We start from the raw sequence: 23852 nt of genomic DNA, 5'->3' as shown, positions 1-23852 counted from the left end.
GGCCGCAGTCGCGTCAGTCCTTCCCGCGCGCCATCGCCTGGAACACGCCATCGCGGCGGACCCACAGGTGGAAGAGGGCGGCACCGACATGCATCAGCACCGTGGCGAACAGCACGTAGGCCAGCAGGCTGTGCGCGCTGCGCAGCGCCGCATACAGTGCCGGTGTGTGCGGCACGATCGGTGGCAGGTGCAGTCCGCCCCCCAGCACGATGGGGTAGCCTCCCGCGGACAGCATTGCCCAGCCCACCAGCGGCATTGCCAGCATCAGCGCGTACAGCATCCAGTGCGATGCCTTTGCCGCCATCACCTGCCACACCGGAAGATCGGCCGGCAGCGGCGGCGGCCGATGGCGCAGGCGGTTGTACAGGCGCAGCAGCACCAGCACGCCGATCGCGATGCCCAGCGGGCGGTGCAGGTCGAGCAGCATCGGCCGCAGGTGCAGCGAGGCGACCATGGTCACGCCGATGAACAGCATGGCGATGATCATCACCGCCATCGACCAGTGCAGTACCCGCGCCAACAGGTTGAAGTGGCCATTGCCGGTACTCATCGTGCAGCCTCCTTCGGTTGCGCTGCCGCTCCGGCCGCGCGCTCGCGCTCGCGCCGGTTGAACGACTGCGAATAGACCGCCGACCGCGCGGCCAGGATCGGATCATCACTGCCGCGGATGCCGCTGGGCAGGATCAGCGGGTCGAAGTTCAGCTCGCCGCAGGCGCCCTGTTCCTGCGACTGCATGCGTTCCAGGCTCAGCACGCCTGCCACCACCGTTTCCCGCGCGTCCGGCCAGGGCACCGACGGGTCATCGATGGCGTCCCCCGGTTCGGCGATGCTGACAACCAGGTCCCATTGCACCGGGCCGGCCGCCAGCCGGCGCTGCAGGTCCTGGCTGAGGAAATCGACATCGGCGCGCTTGCGGGCGTCGGCATCAAGCTCGGCGACTGGCGTGCGGGGCTGCCATTGCCAGCGCACGGCGCGTCGCTGGCCCTGCGCATTGGTGAACCAGAAGCTGTTGACGCTGTTGAAGCGGGTATTGGCCCAGCTGTCGGTCCACGGCGCGGTCCGTGCCCATTGCTGGAACGCCTGCGCGCTGGGGTACTTGGCCAGCACCGCCGCCATCTTCTGCGGGTCGGGCTTGCCGGTTGCCGGATCCGGTATCTGCGCCTGCGTCTGTTCGAAGAAGGCTTCCGCCGTCGGCACCGCGAAGAACGGGAAACTGTTCATCGCCATCCGCCATTCCTGGCCATCGTCGCTGACCAGCTGCAGGGCGATGCTGCGCACCCGGGCGCTGCCATCGGCCCCATGGGGATCGCCACCACCGATCGACAGGCGGCCCAGCACCGGTACCCGGGCCTGCGAGAACACGCGCGCGCTGGACAGCGTCGGCGCCTGTGCACTGGGTGCGAACCAGCCACTCACGCACACGCCCTTGCTGTGCGCACGGCGGAACCCGGGATGGGCCGGGCCGGTGGCCTCGATGGTGTCGGTGAAGCGTTGCGCGGTGAGGCGGTGGCCGACCCAGCCGGCCAGCCAGGCAAAGCCCAGCGTGATCCCGCCAAGAATCAGGGCGATCAGCGCGATCCAGGGCAGCGGCGAATGCCTGCGCGGTGTGCGCGGCCCCTGGCCGGCGCGGGTGTAGCGGAAGAGCGACATGGTCGGAGTCCTGCCTTCACGGAATGTGTGGGTGGTCGACCGACACATCCTCGCAGAACCCGACCGTGGCCGGAATTCAATTTTTCGTCACAACCCGGTGGAGCGGACCCCTGTCCGGCTCCACCCGCGCATCGGCTGCGCTCAGGCGTAGCGTGCCTTCAGCATCGCCCAGGCCGAGCGCAGGGCCAGTGCTTCGCCGCCGGCCGGGCGGCCCGGCCGTTCGCCATCGTTCCAGGCGTACACATCCAGGTGCGCCCAGCGCTGGCCATCCTCAAGGAAGCGCTCCAGGTACAGCGCGGCGGTAACCGAGCCCGCCATGCGCGAACCGGCATTGGCCAGGTCGGCGATGCCGCTGCTCAGGTAACGCAGGTAGGGACGCCACAGCGGCATGCGCCAGACCGGGTCGCGCGTTTCATCTCCGGCCTGCAGCCACTGCTGGGCGACGGTGTCATCGTTGCTGAAAAGTGCCGGCAGGTCCGGGCCCAGCGCGATGCGCGCAGCGCCGGTCAGGGTCGCGAAGTCCAGAACCAGGTCCGGCTTCTGCTCAGCGGCGAAGGTCAACGCGTCGCACAGGATCACACGGCCTTCGGCGTCGGTGTTGTCGATCTCCACGCTCAGGCCCTTGCGGGTGGCGATGACTTCGCCCGGACGGAACGCATCCGGGCCGATCGCGTTCTCCACCGCCGGCACCAGCAGGGTCAGGCGCACCGGCAGCTGCTGGGCCATCACCAGTCCTGCCAGGGCCAGCGCGTGCGCGGCGCCGCCCATGTCCTTCTTCATGTTGCGCATGCCATCGGCCGGCTTGATGTCCAGCCCACCGGTATCGAAGCACACGCCCTTGCCGACCAGCACCAGCGCAGGATCCGTCGCCTTGCCCCAGCGCAGCACGACCAGGCGCGGCGCGCGATGCGATGCGCGGCCGACGGCATGGATGGCCGGGAAATTCTGCGCCAGCAGCGCATCACCGGTGATCGCTTCGACCTCGGCGCCGTGCGCCGCTGCCAGCGTGCGTGCGGCCTCTTCCAGCTGCTGCGGACCCATGTCCTCGGTGGGCGTGTTGACCCAGTCGCGCACGCGCAGGCTGGCGGCGATCAGATCCGCCACTTCCCCGGTCGGTGCGGCAACCAGCTGCGCCGGGTGCCGGTTGCGCTTGCGGTAGCGGTCGAAGCGATAGCTGCCCAGGCCCCAGCCCAGCTGCAGCAGTGCCTGCTCGCTGGCCGGCAGCTCACTGGCGAGCTGCCACACGCTGCCTTCGGGCAGGGCGTGCGGCGCGTGCGCATAGCTGTAGGCATCGCTGCGATCGCCCACGCCCATCACCGCACCGGCCAGACCCTCGCTGCCGGGCAGCAGGGCGATGCTGTGCGAGCCGGCGGTGAAGCCCTGCGAGGCCAGCCAGGCCTGCGTGGCGGCCGGCTGTCCGGCGTTCCAGCGGGCGAACTGCTCGCGATCCAGCACGTACAGCGGCAGTGCGGCAGAAGTGTCGGCGGTGAAGCCCGTGATCTCGCTCATGCGTCAATTGCTCCGGGGTGCGGTGGCGCCGAGGTTGGCGTCCAACCAGTCGGCCAGGCCGGTGAGGGTGTCGAACTGCAGGTCGGGCTGCAGCTGCGGATGGGTCCAGGTGGCGGCGTCGCGGTTGATCCAGCAGCCGCGCAGGCCGGCGGCGATGGCGCCGGCCACGTCCATCTCGATGTGGTCACCGACATGCAGCACCTGCGCCGGGGCCACGCCCAGCCGGGCACACGCGGCATGGAAAATGCTCGCCTCCGGCTTCGCCGCGCCATGTTCGCGCGCACCCAGCTGGAAGGCGAAATGATGGGCCAGCCCGATCCGCTGCAGGTCCGCATTGCCATTGCTCAGCGCGGCCACCGGTACCCGCGCGGCGATACGCGCCAGGGCATCGAGGGCATCGGGATAGCACTCCACCTGGTTGCGCGCGGCATAGAACGCTTCGTAGGCCGGCTCCAGCAGGTCCAGGCTGGCGCCGCTGTTCTGCAGCGCCTCACGCAGCGTCAGCCGGCGCAGCGCGCTCAGGTCATGATGCAGATGCGGGTTTTCGCGGAACGAGCGCTCGCGCAGTTCGCGCATCGCCGCCAGCGGATACATCGCGGCGGTGGCCGGGCTGTGTTCACGCATCCAGTCGTGCAGCACCTGGTCGATGCGGGCGCCGATCGGTGCGAACGGCCACAGCGTGTCGTCGAGGTCGAGGGTGATGGCAAGGACGGGGAAATTCACCCGGTCATTCTACGCCTGCCCGCGCGCGCTTTCATTCCAGCAGGCGCGCCCAGCCCTGCATGCCGTCCAGCCGGGCCAGCACCAGCTTGATGCAGACCAGCAGCGGCACCGCCAGCAGCAGCCCGATCATGCCCCAGGCCCAGCCGAACACCATCAGTGCCAGGATCAGGACCAGCGGCGAGAGCTTCATGCGCCGGCCCAGCACGATCGGGGTCACCAGCTGGCCCTCCAGGGTATGCAGGCCCAGATACGCCGCGGCGGGCAGCAGTGCCTGCAGCGGGTCGCGGAATTCGACGAAGCCCATCAGCAGCATCAGCGCTGCTCCGATCAACGGGCCCACATAGGGCGCGAAGTTCAGCAGTGCCGCCACCGTCCCCCACAGCAGCGCTTCCTGCAGGCCGATCCCCAGCAGCATCAGCACGCCCGCGAAAACCAGGCCGACCAGCGTGTTGATCACGCTGATGGTCAGCACATAGCGCGACACCTCGCGCTCGATCGAGCGCAGGATGTCGCTGGTGAAGCGCTGTTGCTGGCGGTTCGGGAACAATGCGATCGCCGCGCGCTGCAGGCTTTGCCCATAGATCATGAAGAACAGCGTCAGCAGGACCACGGCCAGTACCGAGGCGGCCAGCCGGGGTGCGCGGGTCAGCATGCGATAGGGATCGTCCAGCTGGGTGCGGATCACCTGCACCTTGCGATTGCTGTCGCCGCCGGCAACGCGGGCGAAATTCTCGGCCGCCAGATTGGCCTGCTGCACCGGCTTGGTCAGATCCTGTACCTGCCGGGCGACCTTGCGCAGCTGTTGTGGCGCTTCCTGCGCCCATTCCATCGCCGGGCCGATCAGCTGCACGGCCAGCGAGCTGGTCACGCCCAGGCCGGCACCGAGAACCAGCAGCGCTCCCAGCGCCCGCGGAATCCACAGCTTCTGCAGCAGGCGCAGGATCGGGTTGCCGACCAGCGCGAAGAACATCGCCAGCAGTACCGGCAGGATGATGTCCTGTGCGGCCCACAGCGTGTAGGCCACCGCCAGCGTTGCCAGCACCACCAGCGACATCGGCCCGCGCGGGCGGGTGGGCGGCGGAAGGGCGGCAGCAGACGGTGCGGGTTCGGCCGGTGACGGGGACAGGAGGGACTCGCTCATCGACGTACCGACCGGGAAGGGGAGCCTATTATCCGTCCGCCGCGGTCAACGCGGCGGTTGCTGTTCGTCAACGTTCGGACAGTTCGGTGGCCGCTTCGGCAGGCCGCGGTTCGCGCGCCTCAGGCTCGGCAGGTGGCGCGGAAGCGGGTGCCGCGGCAGCGGGAGCGACCGGGTCGGCGGCGGCTTCGGCAGTGTCGGCCGCATCGTCTGCGGTGTCGGCGGCGTAGGCTGCCACGGCGGCAGCCAGCGCTGCCTGGCCGCTGGCCACCAGGCTGGAGACCGAGCCGATCATCTGCAGCCAGCGCGCACCGTTCACTTTGCCCGGCACTTCCAGCTTGCCGGCCACGAAGCCACCGGCCAGGCCGACCACCACGATGCGCAGGGGAGACCAGCCCCTGCGCCAGACCTCGCTGAGCACGGTCCAGTTGTCCTGGGTTTCACCCATGCGCACGGCCACTACCTGTTCGCAACGTTTCACCCGCCGCTGCAATGCGCCGAACTTCATGGCTTGCCCTCCGGAATCTGTACGCCGGCATCGGGATCGTCTTCGCTGGGCTCGTCGAACAGGCCAAGGCGCGACAGCTGGCGCCGGGTAGCGTGCATGCCGGTGTGGTGGAAGAAGTAGGACACCCGCCAGATCGCATAGCCGGTTACCGCGAGGCTGATCAGCGAGGTGATCAGAAGCGCCTGCAGCCAACTCAGGCCCCAGCTCTGCAGCAGGGCGATGAGCGTGGCGGCCATCAGCAGCCAGGCCGAGGCCCCGAACACGATCGCCACGCCCGCCCAGGCCAGGGCCCGGCCGAACGCACTGCGGGCGAGCGCGAAATCCGACGAGGCCAGGCGACGCAGCGAGCGCAGCGTGTGCTTGGCCGAATCGGCGGCGGCGCGACCGGCCGCGCCGACCTGGCGGATGCTCTCGTCCAGCGGCGGGGTGGCCGCCGGATCGGGGCGTTGCGTGTTGTCTTCGCTCACGCCGTGGACTTACTTGTCGCTGCTGCCGCGAGCCAGCTTGGCGATGATCCAGCCAGTGGCGAAGGCAACACCGAACGATGCCAAGGGACGTTCACGGATCAGTTCAGCGGCGCTGTCGATCAGATCCTTGCCCTTGTCCATCAGTGCATCGACCTGTTCCTTGGCGGCAGCGCCGCCGAATTCAGCCGCAGCCAGGCCGGACAGCGCCGTGTCGGACAGCTCGGCCTTGACGTTGGCCTTGCCGATGCGCAGTTCGTCGGTTGCAGCGCCGGTCGCGCCCTTGATCGCACCGCCGGCAGCACTGGCGGCCTGCTTGAGGTGGGAACCGGCTTCACCCAGGTGTTCCTTCAGGTTCTCGGTATTGGTGGGGCTCATCGAATCACTCCTGTTGCGATGGGGGAACGGACGATCGGCTTAAGCCGACAGGGACGTACAGCAATAGCACTGGCCGGGTATAGGGGGTGTTACGGCGGAGCGATCAGCGCATCACCAACTGGCCCTGCTGCTGGCCGTTGTTGCGCAGGATGCGCAGCACCAGGGTCGGTGGCCGCTGCTGGAAATTCGCGCGCCAGCTGGCCAGGTCGGCGAATTCACCCACCGTGGCATCAGTGATGATGTCGCCCTGCTGGAGCCCGTTGCCGGCTGCGCGGCTGCCGCGCTTGACCTCGCTGACCAGCACCCCGCGTACGCCGGACTGGCGCAGCGATTCGGGCAGGTCGACGAAGGTCGCGCCGCCCAGGCGCGGGTCCAGGCTGTCGCCGCTGGCGGCGCGCGCCTGCTCCTTCAGCGTCGCCCGGATCTGCAGCGGCTTGCCTTCGCGGCGCACGTCCAGCGCCAGTACGCTGCCTACCGCTGCCAGGCCCTCCACGTTGTGCAGGGCTTCGGCGCTGTCCACGCGCTGACCGTTGGCGGCAACCACGACGTCGCCCGGCTTCAGCCCGGCCGCCGCACCGGCCGAACCGGCCAGTACCCGGGTGATCAGCGCGCCGCGGGTTTCGCCCAGGCCCAGGCCCTGGGCGATCTGCGCGCTCAGGTTCTGGCTTTCCACGCCCAGGGTGCCGCGCACCACCACGCCATGCTTGACCAGCTGGTCGACCACGCTGCGCGCCAGGTTGGTGGGAATGGCCAGGCCCAGGCCGATGTTGCCGGCCATGCTGCCCTGCGGGTTGAAGCTGGCGGTGTTGATGCCGACCAGCTGGCCCTGCAGATCGACCAGCGCACCTCCGGAGTTGCCCGGGTTGATCGAGGCGTCGGTCTGGATGAAGTTCTGGTAGCCCAGCCCACGGATGCCACTGCGGCCGACCGCCGAGACGATGCCCGAGGTCACCGTCTGGCTGAAGCCGAACGGATTGCCGATCGCCACCACGAAGTCGCCGACCCGCAGCTGGTCGCTGTTGCCGAGCTTGATCTCGGTGAGGTTCTGCGCCGGGATGCGGATCAGGGCGATGTCGGTGTCGCGGTCCGAACCGAGGAATTCCGCCTTGACCGTGCGCCCGTCAGCGAGCGTCACCTGCACGTCATCGGCGTTCTCGATGACGTGGTGGTTGGTCAGCACCAGGCCTTCCTTCGCGTCGATGATGACGCCCGAACCCAGCGATTCGTTGATCCGTTCCTGCGGGATGTCCGGGAACAGGCGGCGGAAGAACGGGTCGTTGAAGAAGGGGTTGCGTACCCGTACCACCTGCTTGGTGTTGACGCTGACCACGGCGGGCATGGTCTTTTCCAGCATCGGTGCCAGCGAAGGCACCGGCTGGCCGGCGACCGAAGCCGGCAATGCGGCGGTGGCCGGAAGGGCCGCCGGCAAGGGCGCGGCGTCGGCGCGGTTGTCCAGGTGGGCGTTGATGCCGGTGGCGACGAATCCACCGAAGGCGGCGGCGATTGCGAGCGTGAGAAGGGTAGGTAGCGGTCGCATGGGAGTCGGTTCGCAGGCGTGGGATGGGGGCCGTTGGCCCATACGGTAAAACAAGCTGAATGAATCTGCCGCGGCGTGGATAAATGCGCGATGAAAGAGACCCTCGTCGATGCGGCGCCCGACGACGGCTGACCCGCCTGCGGTGCGGTCGGCCATCGGCGCTACACCGATAGGGTGTGTCCGCCGGCGTGGTCAGGACACCCTCTGATACTTGCGCAGTTCCGCCGATCCAAGGTGCGCGATGGCACGTCGCGCGTGCAGGTTCCGGCAAGGGGCGTGCAGGCAGCCCGTCGCCGCGACGTGCACCTCAATCCCATGGCGCAGCGCTGAAAAAAAGGGGTTTGCTGCGGATCGACGGTAGCAGCACCAGCCTCCCCATACACTACTATCGTCGCAGCAGACGCGATTGCAGGCGTACCACCCGTTCCACGATCGTCATTGTCGGTATAGCATCGCCCCGTTTTGACAATCCACGCCCCCAGGAGGGCAACATGAGCAACGGTAATGGTGTGTCGGTCGTGACCGACGCCGTCGAGAACGCGAAAGAAACCGCCACCAACGTCGGCGAGACCATCGCCCACGCCGCTGAAGACGCAGTGAAGTCGGTGAAGAAGACCGTCAAGCGCGCCCGCAAGGCCGCCACCACCCGCGTCGCCAAGGCCAAGAAGGCCGTGGCCAAGGTCGAGAAGACCGTTGCCAAGAAGGCCGAGAAGGCCGCCAAGTCGGTCGGCAAGACGGTCGCCAAGGCCAAGCAGAAGCTGGAAGCCGCCAAGAAGAATGCCAAGGCCGAAGCCGCTGCCCTGAAGAAGGAAGTGGCCAAGAAGAAGGCCGCTGCCGGCAAGACTGTCGCCAAGAAGGCTGCTGTTGCCAAGAAGACCACGAAGGCCGCCACCAAGGCTGCCGGCAAGAAGGTCGCCACGGTGAAGAAGGCTGCGACCAAGAAGGCAGCCGCCACCAAGAAGACGGTTGCCAAGAAGGCCGCCGCCGCGAAGAAGGTTGTCGGCAAGAAGGTGGCCACCGCCAAGAAGGCCGTGGCCAAGAAGACGGTCGCCGCCAAGAAGGTGGCTGGCAAGAAGACCGTGGCCGCGAAGAAGGTTGTCGGCAAGAAGGTTGCCGCTACCCGCAAGGTCGCCACCAAGAAGACGGCTGCCGCCAAGAAGGTTGTCGGCAAGAAGGCCGCTGCCACCCGCAAGACGGTTGCCAAGAAGGCAGCGACCACCAAGAAGGCTGTCGCCCGCAAGGCTGCACCGCTGAAGAAGGCCGCTGCCAAGAAGGCCCCGGCGAAGAAGGCCGTGCGCAAGGCCGCCAAGCGCAAGTAATCGCGCGAGCGGCGAAGGCCCCTCCGCCCTGCCGGGCGGTGGGGCCTTCTGCGTTCATGGCGGACAACGGCCCGGCATGAAGCCTGCGGGGTCGTCCTGGGGCAAGATGAAGTCCCTCCGCTGGAGTTCCCATCATGCGCGGCATCGATTTCAGTTCCTGGCAGGGTGTGCTTTCCACGTTGGCCGGCCTGGTCCTGATCACGCTGCTGGGTGTGGGTATCCGCCTGCTGGTGATGCAGACCCTGCAGCAGCGCCGCGAGCGCGAGAACCGGCAGATCAACGAACGGCTGCGCACGCTGATGGCCGCCTACAAGACCCTGGGCGGTTCGTTCACCGGTGAGCTGGGGGTCGACCCCAGCCATCTGCGCGACCTGCGCCAGCGCGCCCATGAGCAGGGCATCGTCGAACCCGGCTCGGATCGCGCGAGGCGCATCCGCGATGCCGTCGAAGCGGCCTTGTCGGACATCCTGCTGCTGGGTACCGATGAGCAGGTGCGGCTGGCCGCGCGCGCCGCCGATGAGCTGGCGCAGGGACGACCGGTGCACACGCATGAGCTGGTGGTGTCGCTGCGCGATTTTGTCCGCGAAGCCCTGGATCTGGCGCCGATCCCGGCCGATCTGCAGATTCCACGGCAGGGCCCGACCCGGCCCGCGGGCGGCAGCGGGGGCGGCAAGGGCCGCCCTGAAGGCGAAGGCAAGGGCGGTCGTGCGGGCGGAGGCGGAGGAATGGGCATGGGCGCCGGCATGGGCGGGCTCGGCCTGGGGGCCGGCGCCGCCCTGGGCGCCGGCACTGCCGGAGAAGACGACGCAGGTACGCGCTGAGCGCCGCGAAGGCGTCAGCGGGTCAGTTCGTAGATGGGTGTGAAACCGCCATAGATCATCCGCGCACCGTCGAACGGCATCGGGTTCTTCGCGGGGTCCAGGCGCGGGTCTTCCATCATCTTCTGCATGCCGGAATCACGGGTGGCCTTGTCAGGCCACTCGATCCAGGAAAACACCACCGTCTCTTCCGGTGTCGCTTTCACTGCGCCGAAGAAGTCCGTCGTCTTGCCATGCGGCACGTCATCGCCCCAGCACTCGACCACGCGCAGCGCCCCGTACTCGATGAAGACCACGTCGCCGCTTCGCGCATGGGCGAGGAACTTTTCCTTGTTGGCGGTGGGAACCGCCAGAACGAAACCATCGATGTAACTCATTGCCTGCCTCCGTGATGGACCGCACTGCATGTGCGGCCTTCTTCTGTTCGACGAACCAGGGCGCGGCAGATCGACACGGCCGCGATCGAAGCATTCAGGACGTACCCGCGCGCCGCGCGTATGCCAGAGACCGCCTGAATCAAGCCAGAAAATTCAGCAATGCGAAGGTTGCTGTTTTCAGGGTGCGTTGTGGCGAATAACGGAGAATTTACATTCCCGATGCGACGGCGCTTCCGCGCTGCTGCTCACCATAAGAAAGTAAAGGTGTACCCCCATGAAGAATTCGCTGATTGCCCTGGCGCTGGCTGCTGCCCTGCCGTTCTCCGCCTCGGCTGCCGAGAACCTGTCCTACAACTATGCTGAAGCCAACTACGCCAAGACCGACATCGACGCGTTCAAGGCCGACGGCTGGGGCGTGAAGGGTTCCTACGGCTTCCTGCCGAACTTCCACGCCTTCGGTGACTACAGCCGCCAGGAAATCGACCACACCAACCTCAAGCTGGACCAGTGGAAGGTCGGTGTCGGCTACAACCAGGAAATCGCACCGTCGACCGACTTCGTGGCCCGCGTGGCGTACCAGAAGCGTGACCTGGAGCATGGTCTGGATTTCAACGGCTACAGCGCTGAAGCCGGCATCCGCACCGCGTTCGGTGCCCACGCCGAAGTCTACGGCATGGTTGGTTACGAAGACTTCTCGAAGAAGCGCGGCATCAATCCGGAAGGCGAGTGGTACGGCCGCCTGGGTGGTCAGGTGAAGCTGAACCAGAACTGGGGCCTGAACGGCGAGCTCAAGATGAACCGCGACGGTGACAAGGAATACACCGTCGGCCCGCGCTTCAGCTGGTAATCGCTGCAGGCGCTCTGCGCCCTGCGTGCATCGACAGGCCCGGCATCTGCCGGGCCTGTTGCGTTCCACCCAACCGAAATGAAATCTGACTGCGGCTGCGCAGTCGATGCTGCATTGCAACGAATTGGATTCCGCCGTTGCAGAGCGCGACCTACGGTGGGCATCCACTTCCGCCGGATCCGCCTGATGCCGCCCGCCCCCGCCACCCCGCATACCGGGAAGCTGCGCCGCCTGGCACTGCTGGATCCGCATCCGGTGCTGCGGCTGGGCCTGGAGGTGTTGTTATGTGAGCACAGCGGTCTGCAGGTCCGTGGCAGCTTCGCCAATGAAGCCGACCTGCTGTCGCTGCTGCATCAGCAGCCCGGTTGTGTCGATCTGCTGGTGATCGATGCCCTTCCGCTGGGTGACCAAGGGGTTGGCCTGCAACTGCTGCGCACGCTGTCGCAGCAGTGGCCGTCGTTGCCGGTGCTGGTGCTTTCAGCCCATTGCAACGCCAGCACGGTGGTGACGGCCATGCAGGCCGGCGCGCGCGGCTTCCTGTCCAAGGCGACCGCACCGCGCGTGCTGCTGCGGGCTGTGGAGGTGGTGGCCCGGGGTGGGCGGTTCGTGCCGCCGGAACTGCGCCCGCAGTTGAGCCGCTCGCGGGCGCGCCGCATGCCCTCATTGATGCCGCTCAGCCGCCGCGAGCGCGAGGTGCTGCGCCTGGTGCTGGAAGGCTGCAGCACCGGCGAAGTCGCGCAGCGCTTCGGCCGTTCCGCAAGCACGGTCAGCTCGCAGAAAAAAGCCGCCTACCAGAAGCTCGGCATCCGCAGTGACGGCGAGCTGTTCCGCATCCGCCACCTGCTCGAATGCGGCTGAAACCCGGGCTTATTCCCCTTGGTACTGCTTCTCTTCGACCAGTGCCGACCCCGCAACGCGGTTGATCTCGTTCTTGACCTGCACGCGCTCGCCATTGGTACCGTACACGCCGCGCGCCAGCTGGACGAAGGCATCATCGAACACCTGTGCCGCTTCCTTGTCGCGCAGCTGGTCCTGGATGTCCCACATGCGCTCGTTGATGGCCTTCAGCTGCTGCTTCAGCGCGGCAAGTGCCGGCTGTGCCTGCAGCTGCTGCTGCAGCAACGGCAGCAGGCCGTCCAGCTCCGTCCGCACATTGGCCAGCTTGGTGGCATCGCCGATGCGTTCGGCCTTGATCTCGAGAATGGTGATCTTGTCGATCAGCTCGCCGATCGATACCGGCGTCAGGATGGCGTCCATGGGGGGGTTCCTGGAAACAGGCGGCCATCATACCGCGCCACTGCCAAGCGGTTTTACGCTGATTTTGCGCCCCGGCCACGGTAGCGCCATCGAACCGTTACGGCCCTGCCATCGACACTGCCGTCCCGGCGGTTGAGCCGCCATTGGATGAGGAATGATGTGCAGTGGACAGCAAGGGAATGATCGCGGCGTTGGCCGCGGCGTTGGCGGGACTGCTGGGCGTGGGCAGCGCGCAGGCACAGGTGAGCGGCAACGCCACGTTGACCAGTGACTACGTCTGGCGCGGCAGTTCGCAGAGTGACGGCGACCCGGCGGTGCAGGCCGGAGCGAAGCTCGCGCTCGCGTCCGGGTGGTATGCCAGCGCGTGGGGCTCGAACGTATCGTTCAAGCCGGACAACGGCGCACGCAGCGAGTTCGATCTGGTAGCGGGCTGGTCCGGCACACCGGCCGCGGACTGGACGCTGGACGCCAACCTGACCCGCTACGTGTATCCGGGGACAGCCCGCGCGCTGGACTGGACAGAGTTCGCTGCCACGGTGGGCTGGAAGCAGCGGACCTGGCTGCAGGTCGCGCATTCCAGCGATGCCCTGGGCGGTGGCCATCGGGGTACCTACGCACAGTTGGGCGTGCGCCTGCCGCTGCAAGAGCGCATCCGGCTTGAAGCGGCCGTGGGCCACTACTGGCTGGCGGCCGCGCAGGGGCCGGATTACCTGCACGGGCAGCTCAGCGCCATCGCCACGTTGGCTCCGGCGTGGGAAGTGCGGGCCACCGTGCATGACACCGATACCGCGGCCAGACGCCTGTTCCCGGGCAACGCGGGCGGGCGCTGGGAACTGGCACTGCAGGGCAGCTTCTAGCGGGCCGGCGCCGCCACGATGGTATCGGCCACCCATGGGCCGGTACCGGGCGGCTCAACCGCGCAGGCGCTGGCTCAGGCCCTTGAGGAAGTTGCGCAGCATCTGATCCAGGCAACGTCGGTAGTTGGCATGCCCGGGTTGGCGGAACAGCGCCCCGATCTCGGACTTGGATACCTTGAAGCCGGCGCTGGCGAAGATGTCCATCAGATCGACGTCGCGCAGCTGGAACGCCACGCGCAGCTTCTTCAGCACCAGGTTGTTGTCGATGCGGGTTTCCACGGCGCGCTGCGGCTGGCTCTCGTCGCGGCCGCGCAGGTGCACGATCAGGCCATCCAGGAAGTGCGCCAGCGCACTGTCGTCCATCGGCACGAAGCCGGCTTCATCCTCGCGCCGCAGCCAGGCCCTGGCCTGCTCGAGATCCACCGGGAAGGTCGGGTCGGCCAACTGGCACAGGGCCACCACGTGATGGTCGCCCAGGTCCAGGGAGTAGCGCACGCTGCGCAGTACATCATTGTTGATCATGGCCCATTGTAGCGGTCCGGCCGTTGTCACCGGATTGTCACCGGATTGAAGCATCGTGAGCGCTGTTCCGTAGAGACCTCCTCCGATGCGCCGGTACCTCGTTCTCCTCCTGCTGGCGGCCAGCAGTGTTGCCGCCCATGCCCAGGACCGCTTTGTTCCGGTCGAACAGCGGCTCACTGCGGCCCAGCTGGCCGAAGTGGGGCTGAGCCCGGCCCAGCTGCAGGCGTTGAACCGCGTGCTGCGCCAGGCAGAGGCCGCGTCGCCTGCCATTTCCGCGGTCACGGCCGCCCCCGCCGGCGCGCCGCTGCCTGCGAATGTTCCGGCGCCGGCCGCCATGCACCTGGGGCTGGAAGAAGGCCCGGTCAGCGCACGCGTGGTGGGGGAGGTGGCCGGTTGGGCCCCCGGCACGGTGTTCACCCTCGACAACGGACAGCAATGGCAGGTGATGAAGGGACAGATGAAGCTGCGCAGGGCCCTCCAGGCGCCGCAGATCGAAGTGATCCCGGGCATCGCCGGCCGCTGGTTCCTGCAGGTCGACGAGGATCTGCCGAAGGCCCGCGTGTTCCGCCTGCGCTGAGTGTGCCCGGCGCGAAGACCGATCAGGCAAGGCAGGGTCCTGCCGACGGTGCCAGAATGGGGGTCTCGTTCCTCCACGGAGTTGCCTGATGTCCCGCACCGTCCTGATTACCGGCGCCACGTCCGGATTTGGCGCCGCCGCCGTCCATCGCTTCGCCCAGGCAGGCTGGAAGGTGATCGCCACCGGCCGTCGCAGCGATCGCCTGCAACCGCTGGTCGAGCGCTATGGCAAGGACGTGGTGCACGCAGCGGCGTTTGATGTCCGCGATCCGATCGCAATGGAAGCGGCGCTGCTGGCGCTGCCCCCCGCATTCGGTGAGATCGACCTGCTGGTCAACAACGCCGGTCTCGCGCAGGGCACCGCTCCGGCGCAGAGCGCCAGCCTGCAGGACTGGACGACGATGATCGATACCAACATCACCGCCCTGGTGACGTTGACCCACCGCCTGCTGCCGCAGCTGGTCGAACGCAGGGGTGCGATCATCAACATCTCGTCGGTTGCCGGTGTCTACCCGTACCCGGGCGGCAACGCGTATGGCGGTACCAAGGCGTTCGTCAGCCAGTTCTCGCTGGGCCTGCGTTCGGACCTGCACGGCACGGGCGTGCGTGTGACCACCATCGAGCCGGGCATGGCCGAGACCGAGTTCACGGTGGTGCGTACCCACGGTGACCAGGCCGCGTCGGACAAGCTGTATTCCGGCGCCAACCCGATGACCGCCGAGGACATCGCCGAGCAGATCTTCTGGGTTGCCAGCCTGCCGCCGCATCTGAACATCAACCGCCTGGAACTGATGCCGGTCAGCCAGTCGTTCGCCGGCTTCCAGGTCGCGCGCGAGGGCTGACCTGCGTGCCTTCAGGGCCGCCCGGCGTGGGTCGGCCCTGCGGGGCCCAAAAAAAGAAAGCCGGGCAATGCCCGGCTTCTTCCGTTCAGACCCGAACGATCACTGTGCCTTGATCGCCATCGCCTGCAGGCCGGTGCCATCCAGCTTCTGCTTGGCTTCGGACAGCTCACCGGCGCTGCCGTAGGGCCCCATGCGCACGCGGTACACGGTCTTGCCATTGATCTGCGCCGACTCCACCCGTGCCGCCAGGCCCATCATCGCCAGCTTGGCCTTGGTGGCCTCGGCGTCGCCGGAGGCGCCGAACGCACCTGCCTGCAGGATGTAGCGCGCGTTGTCGCCGGCCACGGCCGGTGCTGCAGCGGCGGCCGGCGGCGCGTCCACGCGGGCGGCCTGCGCGGTCGATGCCGTGTTGGTCGCCGCCGGGCTGGTCGTGGCCGGTGCAGCCGTTGCCGGGCGTTCGCTCAGCGGGGCAGGCAGCGGACGGCTGGTCGCGGTCACCGGTGCCGTGCTGGCGACACTGGCCGTCGCGGTCGGTGCCGGCGTTGCGGGGACCGGTTTGCCTTCCAGCGCCGCCTGCGCGCGCTGCGCTTCGGCCTTGGCCCGGCGCTGTTCCTCGGCGCGGGTGCTGGCAGCCAGTTCGGCATCGGACATCTCCACTTCCTTGCCTGGCAGCAGGGTGTAGAAGTCGTACTGGGTCGCCGCCGGCTTCTCGGCTTCGGCCGGTTTCGGCGTGGCCGGTTGTGCGGCCGGCTGCGTGCCGACATCGCTGTCGGCATCGGCGACCGGCGCCGGCTGCGCGTTCGGGTTCGGCTGCGGACCGGCGCGCAGGAAGCCATCGCCCTCGCCCTTGAACAGATTCGGCGCCGCCAGGAACACCACGGCGGCGATGGCCACACCGGCGACCAGCCACACCCATCCCGGGGTGCCCTGGCTGCTGCTGTTGCGTCGTGCCTGGTTTTTGCCGCGTCGTGCTGCCATGTGTACTGCGTCTCCTGATGCTTACATTTTTTCCGGGGCACTCACGCCCAGGAGGTCGAGGCCATTGGCCAGCACCTGACGCGCCGCGCAGGCCAGCGTCAGCTTGGCGTTGCGATCGTCGGCGTCGTCCACCAGCACCGGTGTCCCGTGATACCACGTGTGGAAGGCATGCGCCAATTCACGCAGGTACTGCGCCACCAGATGCGGCTCCAGCGCCACGCCGGCGGCTTCGACCACTTCCGGATAGCGCGAGATCTCGTTCATCAGCAGCAGCGAGGCGTCATCGGCCAGGCGCACGAGCTGACCCAGGCCACTGCCCTGGTCATAGGCCAGGCCCTTCTCCTGCGCCTGGCGGAGCAGGCTGCACACGCGGGCATGCGCGTACTGCACGTAGAACACCGGGTTGTCGTTGCTCTGCTGGCGGGCCAGATCGATGTCGAAGGTCAGCTGCGAATCAGGCTTGCGCGCGATCAGGAACCAGCGGGTCGCATCGCGTCCAGCTTCTTCGATCAGGTCGCGCAGGGTGAAGTAGCTGCCTGCACGCTTGGACAGCTTCACTTCCTCGCCGCCGCGCATGACGGTGACCATCTGATGCAGCACATACTCGGGCCAGCCCTGCGGGATGCCCACTTCCAGCGCCTGCAGGCCTGCACGCACGCGCGCCAGCGACCCATGGTGGTCGGCGCCCAGCTCGGTGATCGCGCGCTCGTAGCCGCGCTGCCATTTGGACAGGTGGTAGGCCACGTCCGGCACGAAGTAGGTGAAGGTGCCGTCGGACTTGCGCATCACGCGGTCCTTGTCGTCACCGAAGTCGGTGCTGCGCAGCCACAGTGCGCCGCCTTCCTCGTAGGTGTGGCCGGACGCCTGCAGCTTGGCCACGGTTTCCGCGACCTTGCCATCGGCGTACAGCGAGCTTTCCAGGAAGTAGATGTCGAAATCGACGCCGAACGCGGCCAGGTCCAGGTTCTGCTCGTTGCGCAGGTAGGCCACCGCGAAGCGGCGGATCGCCTGCATGTCGTGCGGATCCTTGGCGCCGACCACGAGGGTGCCTTCCAGGTCGACGCTGGCGCCGGCCATGTAGGCTCGCGCGACATCGGCGATGTACTCGCCGCGGTAGCCGCCTTCCGGCCAGCCCTCCTGGTCGGGGGCGATGCCCTGGACGCGGGCCTGCACCGACAGCGCCAGGTTCTCGATCTGCACGCCGGCGTCGTTGTAATAGAACTCACGCTTGGCGTTCCAGCCGTTGGCGTCGAGCACGCGGGCCACGCAGTCGCCGATCGCCGCAGCGCGGCCATGGCCGACGTGCAGCGGACCGGTCGGGTTGGCCGACACATACTCCACGCCCACCGTGCGGCCGTTGCCGGACAGGTTGCGCCCGTAGTCGTGGCCTTCCTTGATGACCGAGGCGGCTTCGCGCTGGTACGCGGCCGGAGCCAGGTGGAAGTTGATGAAGCCGGGTCCGGCGATCTCGACCTTGCTGACGTCCTCGCTGCGCGGCAGCGCCTCGACCAGTGCCTGCGCCAGTGCGCGCGGGTTGCTGCGCGCGGCCTTGGCCAGCAGCATCGCGGCGTTGGTGGCGAAGTCGCCATGGTCACGGGTCTTCGGGCGCTCGACCACGAAGTCCGGCGGCAGGGAGTCGGCGGGCAGGGTGCCATTGGCGCGCAAGGCTTCGATGCCTTGGCTGATCAGGGCGCGGAGGAGATTTTTCACGAGGCCTGCTGTGAGAATGAGCGGCGGAATCGCCCATTTTAGCGCAGATGCCGGCGGCCACGCTGACCGTTGCCTGCCTGTGCGGTCCCCCCGGGGTCGGCCGGGGGGCCGGGCTCAGCCGAACAGGCGGGCCTGGCGCTGGCCCAGCAGGCCACGTTCAGCAAACGAAACAGGACGGCCTTCGCCCACTACGAAATGGTCGAGCAGGCGGATGTCGACCAGGGCCAGGGCCTGCTGCAGCTCCTCGGTGATGCGCGCGTCGGCCGGCGATGGCTCCGGGTCGCCGGACGGGTGGTTGTGGCTGATGATCACGGCGGCGGCATTGAGCTGCAGGGCGCGCCGCACGACCTCCCGCGGATAGACCGCCGCTGCGGTGAGGGTTCCGGCAAACAGTTCCTCGCACGCGATCAGCCGATGGCGGTTGTCCAGGAACAGCACCAGGAACAGTTCGCGGGCCTGCCCGCGCAGACGGTGCTGCAGGTAGCGCCCCACCGCCCCGGGATTGTCGCCAACTGCTTCGCCGTGCTGCAGTTCGGCGGCCAGGTACCGGTGGGCCAGTTCCAGGCCGGCGGCCAGGGTGCAGCTGCGGGCCGGCCCCAGCCCGGGCAGCCGTGCCAGCTCGCCGGCAGGCCGGTCCAGCAGTACCCGTAGCGGACCGTGCGCGTGCAGCAGGTCGCGTGCGGTCTGCACGGCATCGCGGCCGCCGACCCCGGAGCCGAGGAACAGCGCCAGCAACTCCGCGTCGGACAGCATGGTGGGGCCCCGCGCCAGCAGCTTCTCGCGGGGACGTTCCTGTTCAGGCCAGTCATGGATGGGCATGCCTGCATCATCGCCAGCGGCGCCCGGCGCTCCCATCGGCGCTTGCCGCCGATGACCGTCAGCCGATGCCTCAATCGCGCACGGTCTTCAGGTAGTCGAACAGTTCCTGGTTGCTCTGCAGTCCCAGCTTGCGCTTGGCCTCGGCCTTCTGCCGGCTGATCGTCTTCGGGCTGCGGCCGCAGCGGGCCGCGATGGCGTTGATGTTCAGGCCCTCGGCGAGCAGCTGCAGGACTTCCTGCTCGCGCGCGGAGAGCGAGACCGGTGTGCGCTGGAACAGCAGGTCGCGCGACTGCAGGTGATGACGCAGCTGCTGTGAGACGAAGACCTGGCCGGACATGGCTGCCGCGAGCGCCATCGGCAGCTCGGCGAAGCCGGCGCATTTGTCGACCAGGCCATCGATGCCTTCGCGCAGCAGCCTGTCCAGCAGTCCCGGGTGGCGCGCTCCGGTCAGCACCACCACCGGCAGGCCCGGATGACGCTCGCGCAGTGCGCCCAGCAGCGCAGGGCCGTCGGGGCCGACGCCGGGCATGGACAGGTCGGTGAGGACGGCATGGCAGGTTTCACGCTGCAGCAGGTCGAGCAGCTGGGCACCGTCGGCCGCGCTGCCGGCCACCTGCATCTGGTGAGCCTCCAGCACGATACGGATGCCATGCAGTACAACCGGATGGTCGTCGGCGATGATGATGCGCGGTTGCACGCGGGATCCTCGGGGAAGCGGAGCGGCGCACCGGAGGTGGCCAGTACCGATTCTGCAAAGCCGACCAGGGCACGGGTATAGGAAAGTTCCGAATCATCGGCGGGTGAACCCGGGAACTGCGGTAGTGGAAGTTCCATCTGCTGATAGCTGCCAGCTATGTGCGCTGTGCATCGGGACATTACCGACCATCGGGTAAGCTAGCGCCCTCGTTTGCACAGGAATTCCAGGTGGCTGACTCCCCCAACGCATCCCCCGCGCCGGCCGGCGCGCTGGAAGGCCAGAAACTGCTGTTGTGTGTCGGCGGCGGGATTGCGGCTTACAAGGCCCTGGAACTGGTGCGGCGGCTGCGCGATGCCGGGGCGCTGGTGCAGGTGGCGATGACTGCCGGCGCCCAGCAGTTCGTGACCCCGCTCAGTTTCCAGGCCCTGTCCGGGCAGCCGACCCGCACTACGTTGTGGGACAGCGCCGCCGAACAGGCCATGGGCCACATCGAGCTGGCGCGCTGGGCCGACCGCATCGTGATCGCACCGGGCACCGCCGACCTGCTGGCGCGCCTGGCCCATGGTCACGCCGACGACCTGGTCAGCACGTTGTGCCTGGCCAGTACCGCGCCGCTGACCGTGTGTCCGGCCATGAACCATCGCATGTGGCTGCACCCGGCCACGCAGGCCAACATCGCACTGCTGCGCCAGCGTGGCGCGCAGGTGATCGGACCGGTCGACGGGCCGTTGGCCGAGGGTGAGTCCGGCCCGGGGCGGCTGGCCGAGCCGGGTGACATCGTTGCCGCGCTGGCGGCCAACGGCAATGCCGTGGCGCCTGCCGCGCCCGCGGCAACCCGCGCGCTGCAGGGACTGCGTGTGCTGATCAGCGCCGGACCCACCTACGAGGACATCGACCCGGTGCGCTACGTCGGCAACCGCAGCAGCGGCAAGATGGGCTTCGCACTGGCCGCGGCCGCGGCGACGATGGGGGCGCAGGTGGTGCTGGTCAGTGGTCCCGTGCAGCTGCCGACGCCGGTCGGCGTGCAGCGCGTCGATGTGCGCTCGGCCGCACAGATGCGCGACGCCGTGCTCTCATCGCTGCCGGCCGACATCTATATCGGTGCCGCCGCCGTGTCCGACTACACCCCTCGGCAGGTGGCGCCGCAGAAGCTGAAGAAGACCGCCGACAGCCAGTCACTGGTGATCGAACTGGTGCGTACCCCGGACATCCTGGCCGAGGTGGCCGCGCAGACGCAGTCGCTGAAGCTGGTGGTCGGTTTCGCCGCCGAAACCCACGACGTGGAGAAGTACGCGCGTGGCAAGCTGGTCGACAAACGCCTGGATCTGGTGATCGCCAACCAGGTCGGCATCAGTGGCGGTGGCTTCGAAAGTGACAACAACGCCGCCACGGCCTTCTGGCAGGACGGCGAACAGGTATTCCCGGCGACCTCCAAGCGCGAGCTGGCCGAACAACTGCTGGCGCTGATCGCGCGGAGACTTCAGGCATGACCCAGGTGATTTCATCGCAACCGTTGCAGGTCAAACTGCTCGATCCGCGCTTCGGCGACAGCTGGCCGCTGCCGGCGTATGCCACCGAGGCCAGTGCCGGCATGGACCTGCGCGCAGCGCTGGACACCGCGCTGACTTTGCAGCCGGGCGATACCGCGCTGGTTCCCAGTGGCCTGGCCATCCACATTGCCGATCCGCACCTGTGCGCGGTCATCCTGCCGCGTTCGGGCCTGGGCCATCGCCACGGCATCGTCCTCGGCAACGGCACCGGCCTCATCGACGCCGACTACCAGGGTCCGCTGCTGATCAGCGTCTGGAACCGGGGCCGCGAGGCCTTCACGATCGAGCCGGGTGACCGCATCGCGCAGCTGGTGGTGGTTCCGATTGCCCGCGTCAGCCTGCAGGTGGTGGATACTTTCACCGACAGCGTGCGGGGAACGGGTGGATTCGGCCATACCGGGGTGCGTTGACGGGGGACATCGATGAGCGGCATCGGGGAAAGGCAGCAGGGACGGTCGTTGGGGCGCAGCGCACCGCTGCTGGCAGTGCTGCTCGTGTTGCTGGCCGGCTGGTTCGGCTGGAGCGCCGTGCAGCAGTGGCGCCAGGAGGCAGGTGGCAAGGCGCTGGAAGAGGCGCGTGACCAGGCCGTGCAGGGCCTGCAACAGGCCGCCAGCGGCCAGTTGCAGCAGCTGCAGCAGCAGTTGAAGAACGAGCGTCTGCAGCAGGCGCTGCAGGCCGGCGATGCGTCCGCCGCTGCGCTGGCCCTGCGCGAGAGCTGGTCCGGCGTGGAGCGGGTGGAGGTGCTGGGCGCCGACCTGGCCGCTGCCTACGCCGATCCGGCCACCTTTGGCTATGCGCGCCTGGCCCTGCTGGAGCAGGCATTGGGCGAGGACCGGCCGAGCCTGCGGGTGGTCCGCGATGGGGGAGGCAACCGCCTCGGCCTGGCTGCGCCGGTGCAACTGGGCAGTCTGGGGCCGGCGGTCGTCTACGTCCGTCAGCCGCTGCTGCGCCTGACCGCGCCGCTGGATCAGATCCGCGCACCTGCCAGTGGTTTCCTCGGCCTGCGCCAGGGCACGCACGATCTGGTCACCCAGGGCGATTCCGGCCTGGCGCAGATCGCCGAGGCGCAGGCAAGGCCGATTGCCGGCACCCCGCTGCGGCTGGCAGCGGCCGTGCCCAACGTCGAACCCGGCCCGCTCGGTCTGGGCGCGCTGGCCAGCGGCATCGTCGCGCTGCTGCTGGCCTTCATCGCCGTGCTGCTGCTGGTCGGTCGCGACCGCCTGCCGAAGCGCCTGCCGCTGCCGCGGCGCACGTCCGCCGTCGAGGTGGATGAGGGCCCGACGCTGCGCGAGAGCCTGCAGATGGCGCCGCCACAGGCCGCCGAAGCTGCCGCCGACGCCACAGTGGCCCCTCCGCCGCCGGTCCCGGCGGAAGCGCTGGCAGCGGGCATCTTCCGGGCCTACGACATCCGCGGTGTGGTGGGCAGCGAACTGACTGCAAAGACCGCCGCGCTGATCGGCCAGGCCATCGGTACGGCTGCGCTGGAACAGGGCCTGCGCGAGGTGGTGATCGGCCGTGACGGGCGCCTGTCCGGCCCCGAGCTGGCAGCCGGCCTGGCCGAAGGCCTGCGCCGTGCCGGCTGCGCGGTCATCGACATCGGCCTGGCGCCCACGCCGGTCGTCTATTACGCCGCATTCCACCTGCGTACCGGCACCTGCGTGGCGGTGACCGGCAGCCACAATCCTCCCGAGTACAACGGCTTCAAGGTCGTCATCGGCGGCGAAACGCTGTCCGGCGATGCCATCACCGGCCTGTACCAGCGCATCGTCGAGGGCCGCCTGGTGCAGGCGGCAGAACCGGGTGACTACCAGCAGCGCGATGTCGGCGCCGATTACATCCAGCGGATCGCCGACGACGTGCAGCTCGACCGCCCGCTGAAGGTGGTGGCCGACGCCGGCAACGGGGTTGCCGGTGCGCTGGCCCCGCAGCTGCTGGAAGCGATCGGTGCCGAGGTGATTCCGCTTTACTGCGATGTTGATGGCACCTTCCCCAATCATCATCCCGACCCCAGCGAGCCGGACAACCTGCAGGACCTCGTACAGACGGTCAAACGCTTTGGCGCTGATCTCGGCGTGGCCTTCGACGGTGACGGCGACCGCCTGGGCGTGGTCACCGGCGAGGGCAGGATCATCTACGCCGACCGCCTGCTGATGCTGTTCGCCGCCGATGTGCTGATGCGCAATCCCGGGGCGATGGTGATCTACGACGTGAAGTGCACGGGCAAGCTGTCCGACCACGTGCTGCGCAACGGCGGCAGCCCGCTGATGTGGAAGACCGGGCACTCGCTGATGAAGGCGAAGATGCGCGAGACCGACGCCGAGCTGGCGGGCGAGATGAGCGGCCACTTCTTCTTCAAGGAACGCTGGTTCGGCTTCGATGACGGGCTGTACGCCGCCGCGCGCCTGCTGGAGATCCTCGCCCAGCGCGAGGAAACCCCGGATGAGGTGCTGTCCGGACTGCCGGAGATGGTGGCCACACCGGAGCTGAAGGTGCCGGTGTCCGAGGGCACGCCGCACGCCCTGGTGGCGATGCTGGTGGCGGCAGCGCAGTCGCCGGACAACCCGTATGTGGGTGGCCGCCTGTCGACCATCGACGGCCTGCGCGTGGATTTCCCCGACGGCTGGGGACTGGTGCGCGCCTCCAACACCACCCCGGTACTGGTGCTGCGCTTCGAGGGCGACGACGAGGCGGCGCTGGAGCGCATCCAGGCACTGTTCCGCAGCCAGCTGCAACCGATCGTCGGCGACACCCCGCTGGGGTTCTGATCGATCCGGGT

26 protein-coding genes are annotated in these 23852 nt (G+C 68.2%); 10 read left to right on the top strand and 16 right to left on the bottom strand.

Annotation, left to right across the window (positions count from 1 at the left end; genetic code table 11):
- Positions 1-13: 13 nt before the first annotated feature.
- From ACX9OW_RS15275 to ACX9OW_RS15235, 9 genes are all read right to left on the bottom strand, one after another.
- Positions 14-550, bottom strand: coding sequence for a cytochrome b (locus tag ACX9OW_RS15275; RefSeq protein WP_065182014.1), 537 nt, complete (start codon positions 548-550; stop codon positions 14-16).
- A complete protein-coding gene (locus tag ACX9OW_RS15270) occupies positions 547-1650 on the bottom strand; it encodes a catalase family peroxidase (protein ID WP_065182013.1) in 1104 nt (367 codons plus the stop codon). Before ACX9OW_RS15270 ends, ACX9OW_RS15275 begins: the two co-directional genes overlap by 4 nt.
- Positions 1651-1791: 141 nt before the next feature.
- Positions 1792-3159 carry a leucyl aminopeptidase family protein gene (locus ACX9OW_RS15265; protein ID WP_197572174.1) on the bottom strand — a complete coding sequence of 456 codons (1368 nt, stop codon included), beginning with the start codon at positions 3157-3159 and terminating at the stop codon, positions 1792-1794.
- 3 nt (positions 3160-3162) lie between these two features.
- Complete coding sequence (locus tag ACX9OW_RS15260) at positions 3163-3882, bottom strand: HAD family hydrolase (RefSeq protein ID WP_197572175.1); 720 nt, start codon at positions 3880-3882, stop codon at positions 3163-3165.
- Positions 3883-3913: 31 nt separating this feature from the next.
- Entirely contained in the window at positions 3914-5023 is a 1110-nt protein-coding gene (locus ACX9OW_RS15255) for an AI-2E family transporter (RefSeq protein ID WP_111186484.1), read from the bottom strand.
- 67 nt (positions 5024-5090) lie between these two features.
- Positions 5091-5528, bottom strand: a complete 438-nt coding sequence (locus ACX9OW_RS15250; RefSeq protein ID WP_053516536.1) for a hypothetical protein — start codon at positions 5526-5528, stop codon at positions 5091-5093.
- Positions 5525-5995 (bottom strand): phage holin family protein, encoded by a 471-nt coding sequence (locus ACX9OW_RS15245; protein ID WP_053516534.1) that lies wholly within the window; start codon positions 5993-5995, stop codon positions 5525-5527. The genes ACX9OW_RS15250 and ACX9OW_RS15245 overlap by 4 nt, the downstream gene beginning before the upstream one ends.
- A gap of 9 nt (positions 5996-6004) precedes the next feature.
- A complete protein-coding gene (locus ACX9OW_RS15240; protein WP_053516533.1) occupies positions 6005-6370 on the bottom strand; it encodes a hypothetical protein in 366 nt (121 codons plus the stop codon).
- Between the two features lie 103 nt (positions 6371-6473).
- Positions 6474-7907: a Do family serine endopeptidase gene (locus ACX9OW_RS15235; RefSeq protein WP_065174218.1), complete on the bottom strand. Its 1434-nt coding sequence runs from the start codon at positions 7905-7907 to the stop codon at positions 6474-6476.
- A gap of 491 nt (positions 7908-8398) precedes the next feature.
- On the opposite strand from ACX9OW_RS15235, the gene ACX9OW_RS15230 reads away from it, so the two are divergent.
- Together ACX9OW_RS15230 and ACX9OW_RS15225 are read left to right on the top strand one after the other, a co-directional pair.
- A complete protein-coding gene (locus ACX9OW_RS15230) occupies positions 8399-9226 on the top strand; it encodes a hypothetical protein (RefSeq protein ID WP_053516530.1) in 828 nt (275 codons plus the stop codon).
- 134 nt (positions 9227-9360) lie between these two features.
- Positions 9361-10047 (top strand): hypothetical protein, encoded by a 687-nt coding sequence (locus tag ACX9OW_RS15225; protein ID WP_065182009.1) that lies wholly within the window; start codon positions 9361-9363, stop codon positions 10045-10047.
- A gap of 14 nt (positions 10048-10061) precedes the next feature.
- Here ACX9OW_RS15225 and ACX9OW_RS15220 read toward each other — a convergent pair whose 3' ends face one another.
- Positions 10062-10421: a DUF1428 domain-containing protein gene (locus ACX9OW_RS15220; RefSeq protein ID WP_414487971.1), complete on the bottom strand. Its 360-nt coding sequence runs from the start codon at positions 10419-10421 to the stop codon at positions 10062-10064.
- A gap of 274 nt (positions 10422-10695) precedes the next feature.
- Between ACX9OW_RS15220 and ACX9OW_RS15215 the strand changes: the two genes are divergently transcribed.
- Both ACX9OW_RS15215 and ACX9OW_RS15210 read left to right on the top strand, forming a co-directional pair.
- Complete coding sequence (locus ACX9OW_RS15215) at positions 10696-11268, top strand: OmpO family porin (protein WP_053516527.1); 573 nt, start codon at positions 10696-10698, stop codon at positions 11266-11268.
- A 186-nt stretch (positions 11269-11454) separates the two neighbouring features.
- Positions 11455-12126 carry a response regulator transcription factor gene (locus ACX9OW_RS15210; RefSeq protein WP_053516559.1) on the top strand — a complete coding sequence of 224 codons (672 nt, stop codon included), beginning with the start codon at positions 11455-11457 and terminating at the stop codon, positions 12124-12126.
- Between the two features lie 9 nt (positions 12127-12135).
- Here ACX9OW_RS15210 and ACX9OW_RS15205 read toward each other — a convergent pair whose 3' ends face one another.
- Entirely contained in the window at positions 12136-12525 is a 390-nt protein-coding gene (locus tag ACX9OW_RS15205; protein ID WP_065174221.1) for a DUF6165 family protein, read from the bottom strand.
- Positions 12526-12689: 164 nt separating this feature from the next.
- On the opposite strand from ACX9OW_RS15205, the gene ACX9OW_RS15200 reads away from it, so the two are divergent.
- Positions 12690-13382: a TorF family putative porin gene (locus ACX9OW_RS15200; RefSeq protein ID WP_459062489.1), complete on the top strand. Its 693-nt coding sequence runs from the start codon at positions 12690-12692 to the stop codon at positions 13380-13382.
- Between the two features lie 54 nt (positions 13383-13436).
- Here ACX9OW_RS15200 and ACX9OW_RS15195 read toward each other — a convergent pair whose 3' ends face one another.
- Complete coding sequence (locus ACX9OW_RS15195; protein ID WP_414487974.1) at positions 13437-13904, bottom strand: YehS family protein; 468 nt, start codon at positions 13902-13904, stop codon at positions 13437-13439.
- Positions 13905-13989: 85 nt separating this feature from the next.
- Here ACX9OW_RS15195 and ACX9OW_RS15190 point away from each other — a divergent pair, with 85 nt between their 5' ends.
- Positions 13990-14481: a hypothetical protein gene (locus ACX9OW_RS15190; protein WP_053516522.1), complete on the top strand. Its 492-nt coding sequence runs from the start codon at positions 13990-13992 to the stop codon at positions 14479-14481.
- An 88-nt stretch (positions 14482-14569) separates the two neighbouring features.
- A complete protein-coding gene (locus tag ACX9OW_RS15185) occupies positions 14570-15322 on the top strand; it encodes an SDR family NAD(P)-dependent oxidoreductase (RefSeq protein WP_065174225.1) in 753 nt (250 codons plus the stop codon).
- A gap of 99 nt (positions 15323-15421) precedes the next feature.
- On the opposite strand, the gene ACX9OW_RS15180 is transcribed toward ACX9OW_RS15185, so the two are convergent.
- From ACX9OW_RS15180 to ACX9OW_RS15165, 4 genes are all read right to left on the bottom strand, one after another.
- The gene (locus ACX9OW_RS15180; RefSeq protein ID WP_459062488.1) at positions 15422-16300 is read right to left on the bottom strand and encodes an SPOR domain-containing protein; all 879 of its coding nucleotides are present in this window, start codon (positions 16298-16300) and stop codon (positions 15422-15424) included.
- Between the two features lie 21 nt (positions 16301-16321).
- Positions 16322-18010 carry an arginine--tRNA ligase gene (gene argS / locus ACX9OW_RS15175; RefSeq protein ID WP_053516518.1) on the bottom strand — a complete coding sequence of 563 codons (1689 nt, stop codon included), beginning with the start codon at positions 18008-18010 and terminating at the stop codon, positions 16322-16324.
- A 114-nt stretch (positions 18011-18124) separates the two neighbouring features.
- Positions 18125-18829 carry a RadC family protein gene (gene radC / locus ACX9OW_RS15170; protein WP_065174506.1) on the bottom strand — a complete coding sequence of 235 codons (705 nt, stop codon included), beginning with the start codon at positions 18827-18829 and terminating at the stop codon, positions 18125-18127.
- Between the two features lie 70 nt (positions 18830-18899).
- Positions 18900-19526 carry a response regulator gene (locus tag ACX9OW_RS15165; protein WP_053516509.1) on the bottom strand — a complete coding sequence of 209 codons (627 nt, stop codon included), beginning with the start codon at positions 19524-19526 and terminating at the stop codon, positions 18900-18902.
- A 227-nt stretch (positions 19527-19753) separates the two neighbouring features.
- Here ACX9OW_RS15165 and coaBC point away from each other — a divergent pair, with 227 nt between their 5' ends.
- Genes coaBC through ACX9OW_RS15150 form a run of 3 tightly spaced genes read left to right on the top strand, consistent with a single transcriptional unit; the run spans position 19754 to position 23841 of the window.
- Positions 19754-21016, top strand: coding sequence for a bifunctional phosphopantothenoylcysteine decarboxylase/phosphopantothenate--cysteine ligase CoaBC (gene coaBC / locus ACX9OW_RS15160; protein WP_065174227.1), 1263 nt, complete (start codon positions 19754-19756; stop codon positions 21014-21016).
- A complete protein-coding gene (gene dut / locus ACX9OW_RS15155) occupies positions 21013-21486 on the top strand; it encodes a dUTP diphosphatase (RefSeq protein ID WP_053516506.1) in 474 nt (157 codons plus the stop codon). Before coaBC ends, dut begins: the two co-directional genes overlap by 4 nt.
- Positions 21487-21498: 12 nt before the next feature.
- The gene (locus tag ACX9OW_RS15150; protein WP_346475671.1) at positions 21499-23841 is read left to right on the top strand and encodes a phosphomannomutase/phosphoglucomutase; all 2343 of its coding nucleotides are present in this window, start codon (positions 21499-21501) and stop codon (positions 23839-23841) included.
- The last annotated feature ends 11 nt before the right edge of the window (positions 23842-23852 follow it).

The sequence above is a fragment of the Stenotrophomonas genospecies 5 genome (genome assembly GCF_054473825.1).
Note: the sequence above shows the minus strand (reverse complement) of the source record. Positions and strands in the feature narration are given on the sequence as shown.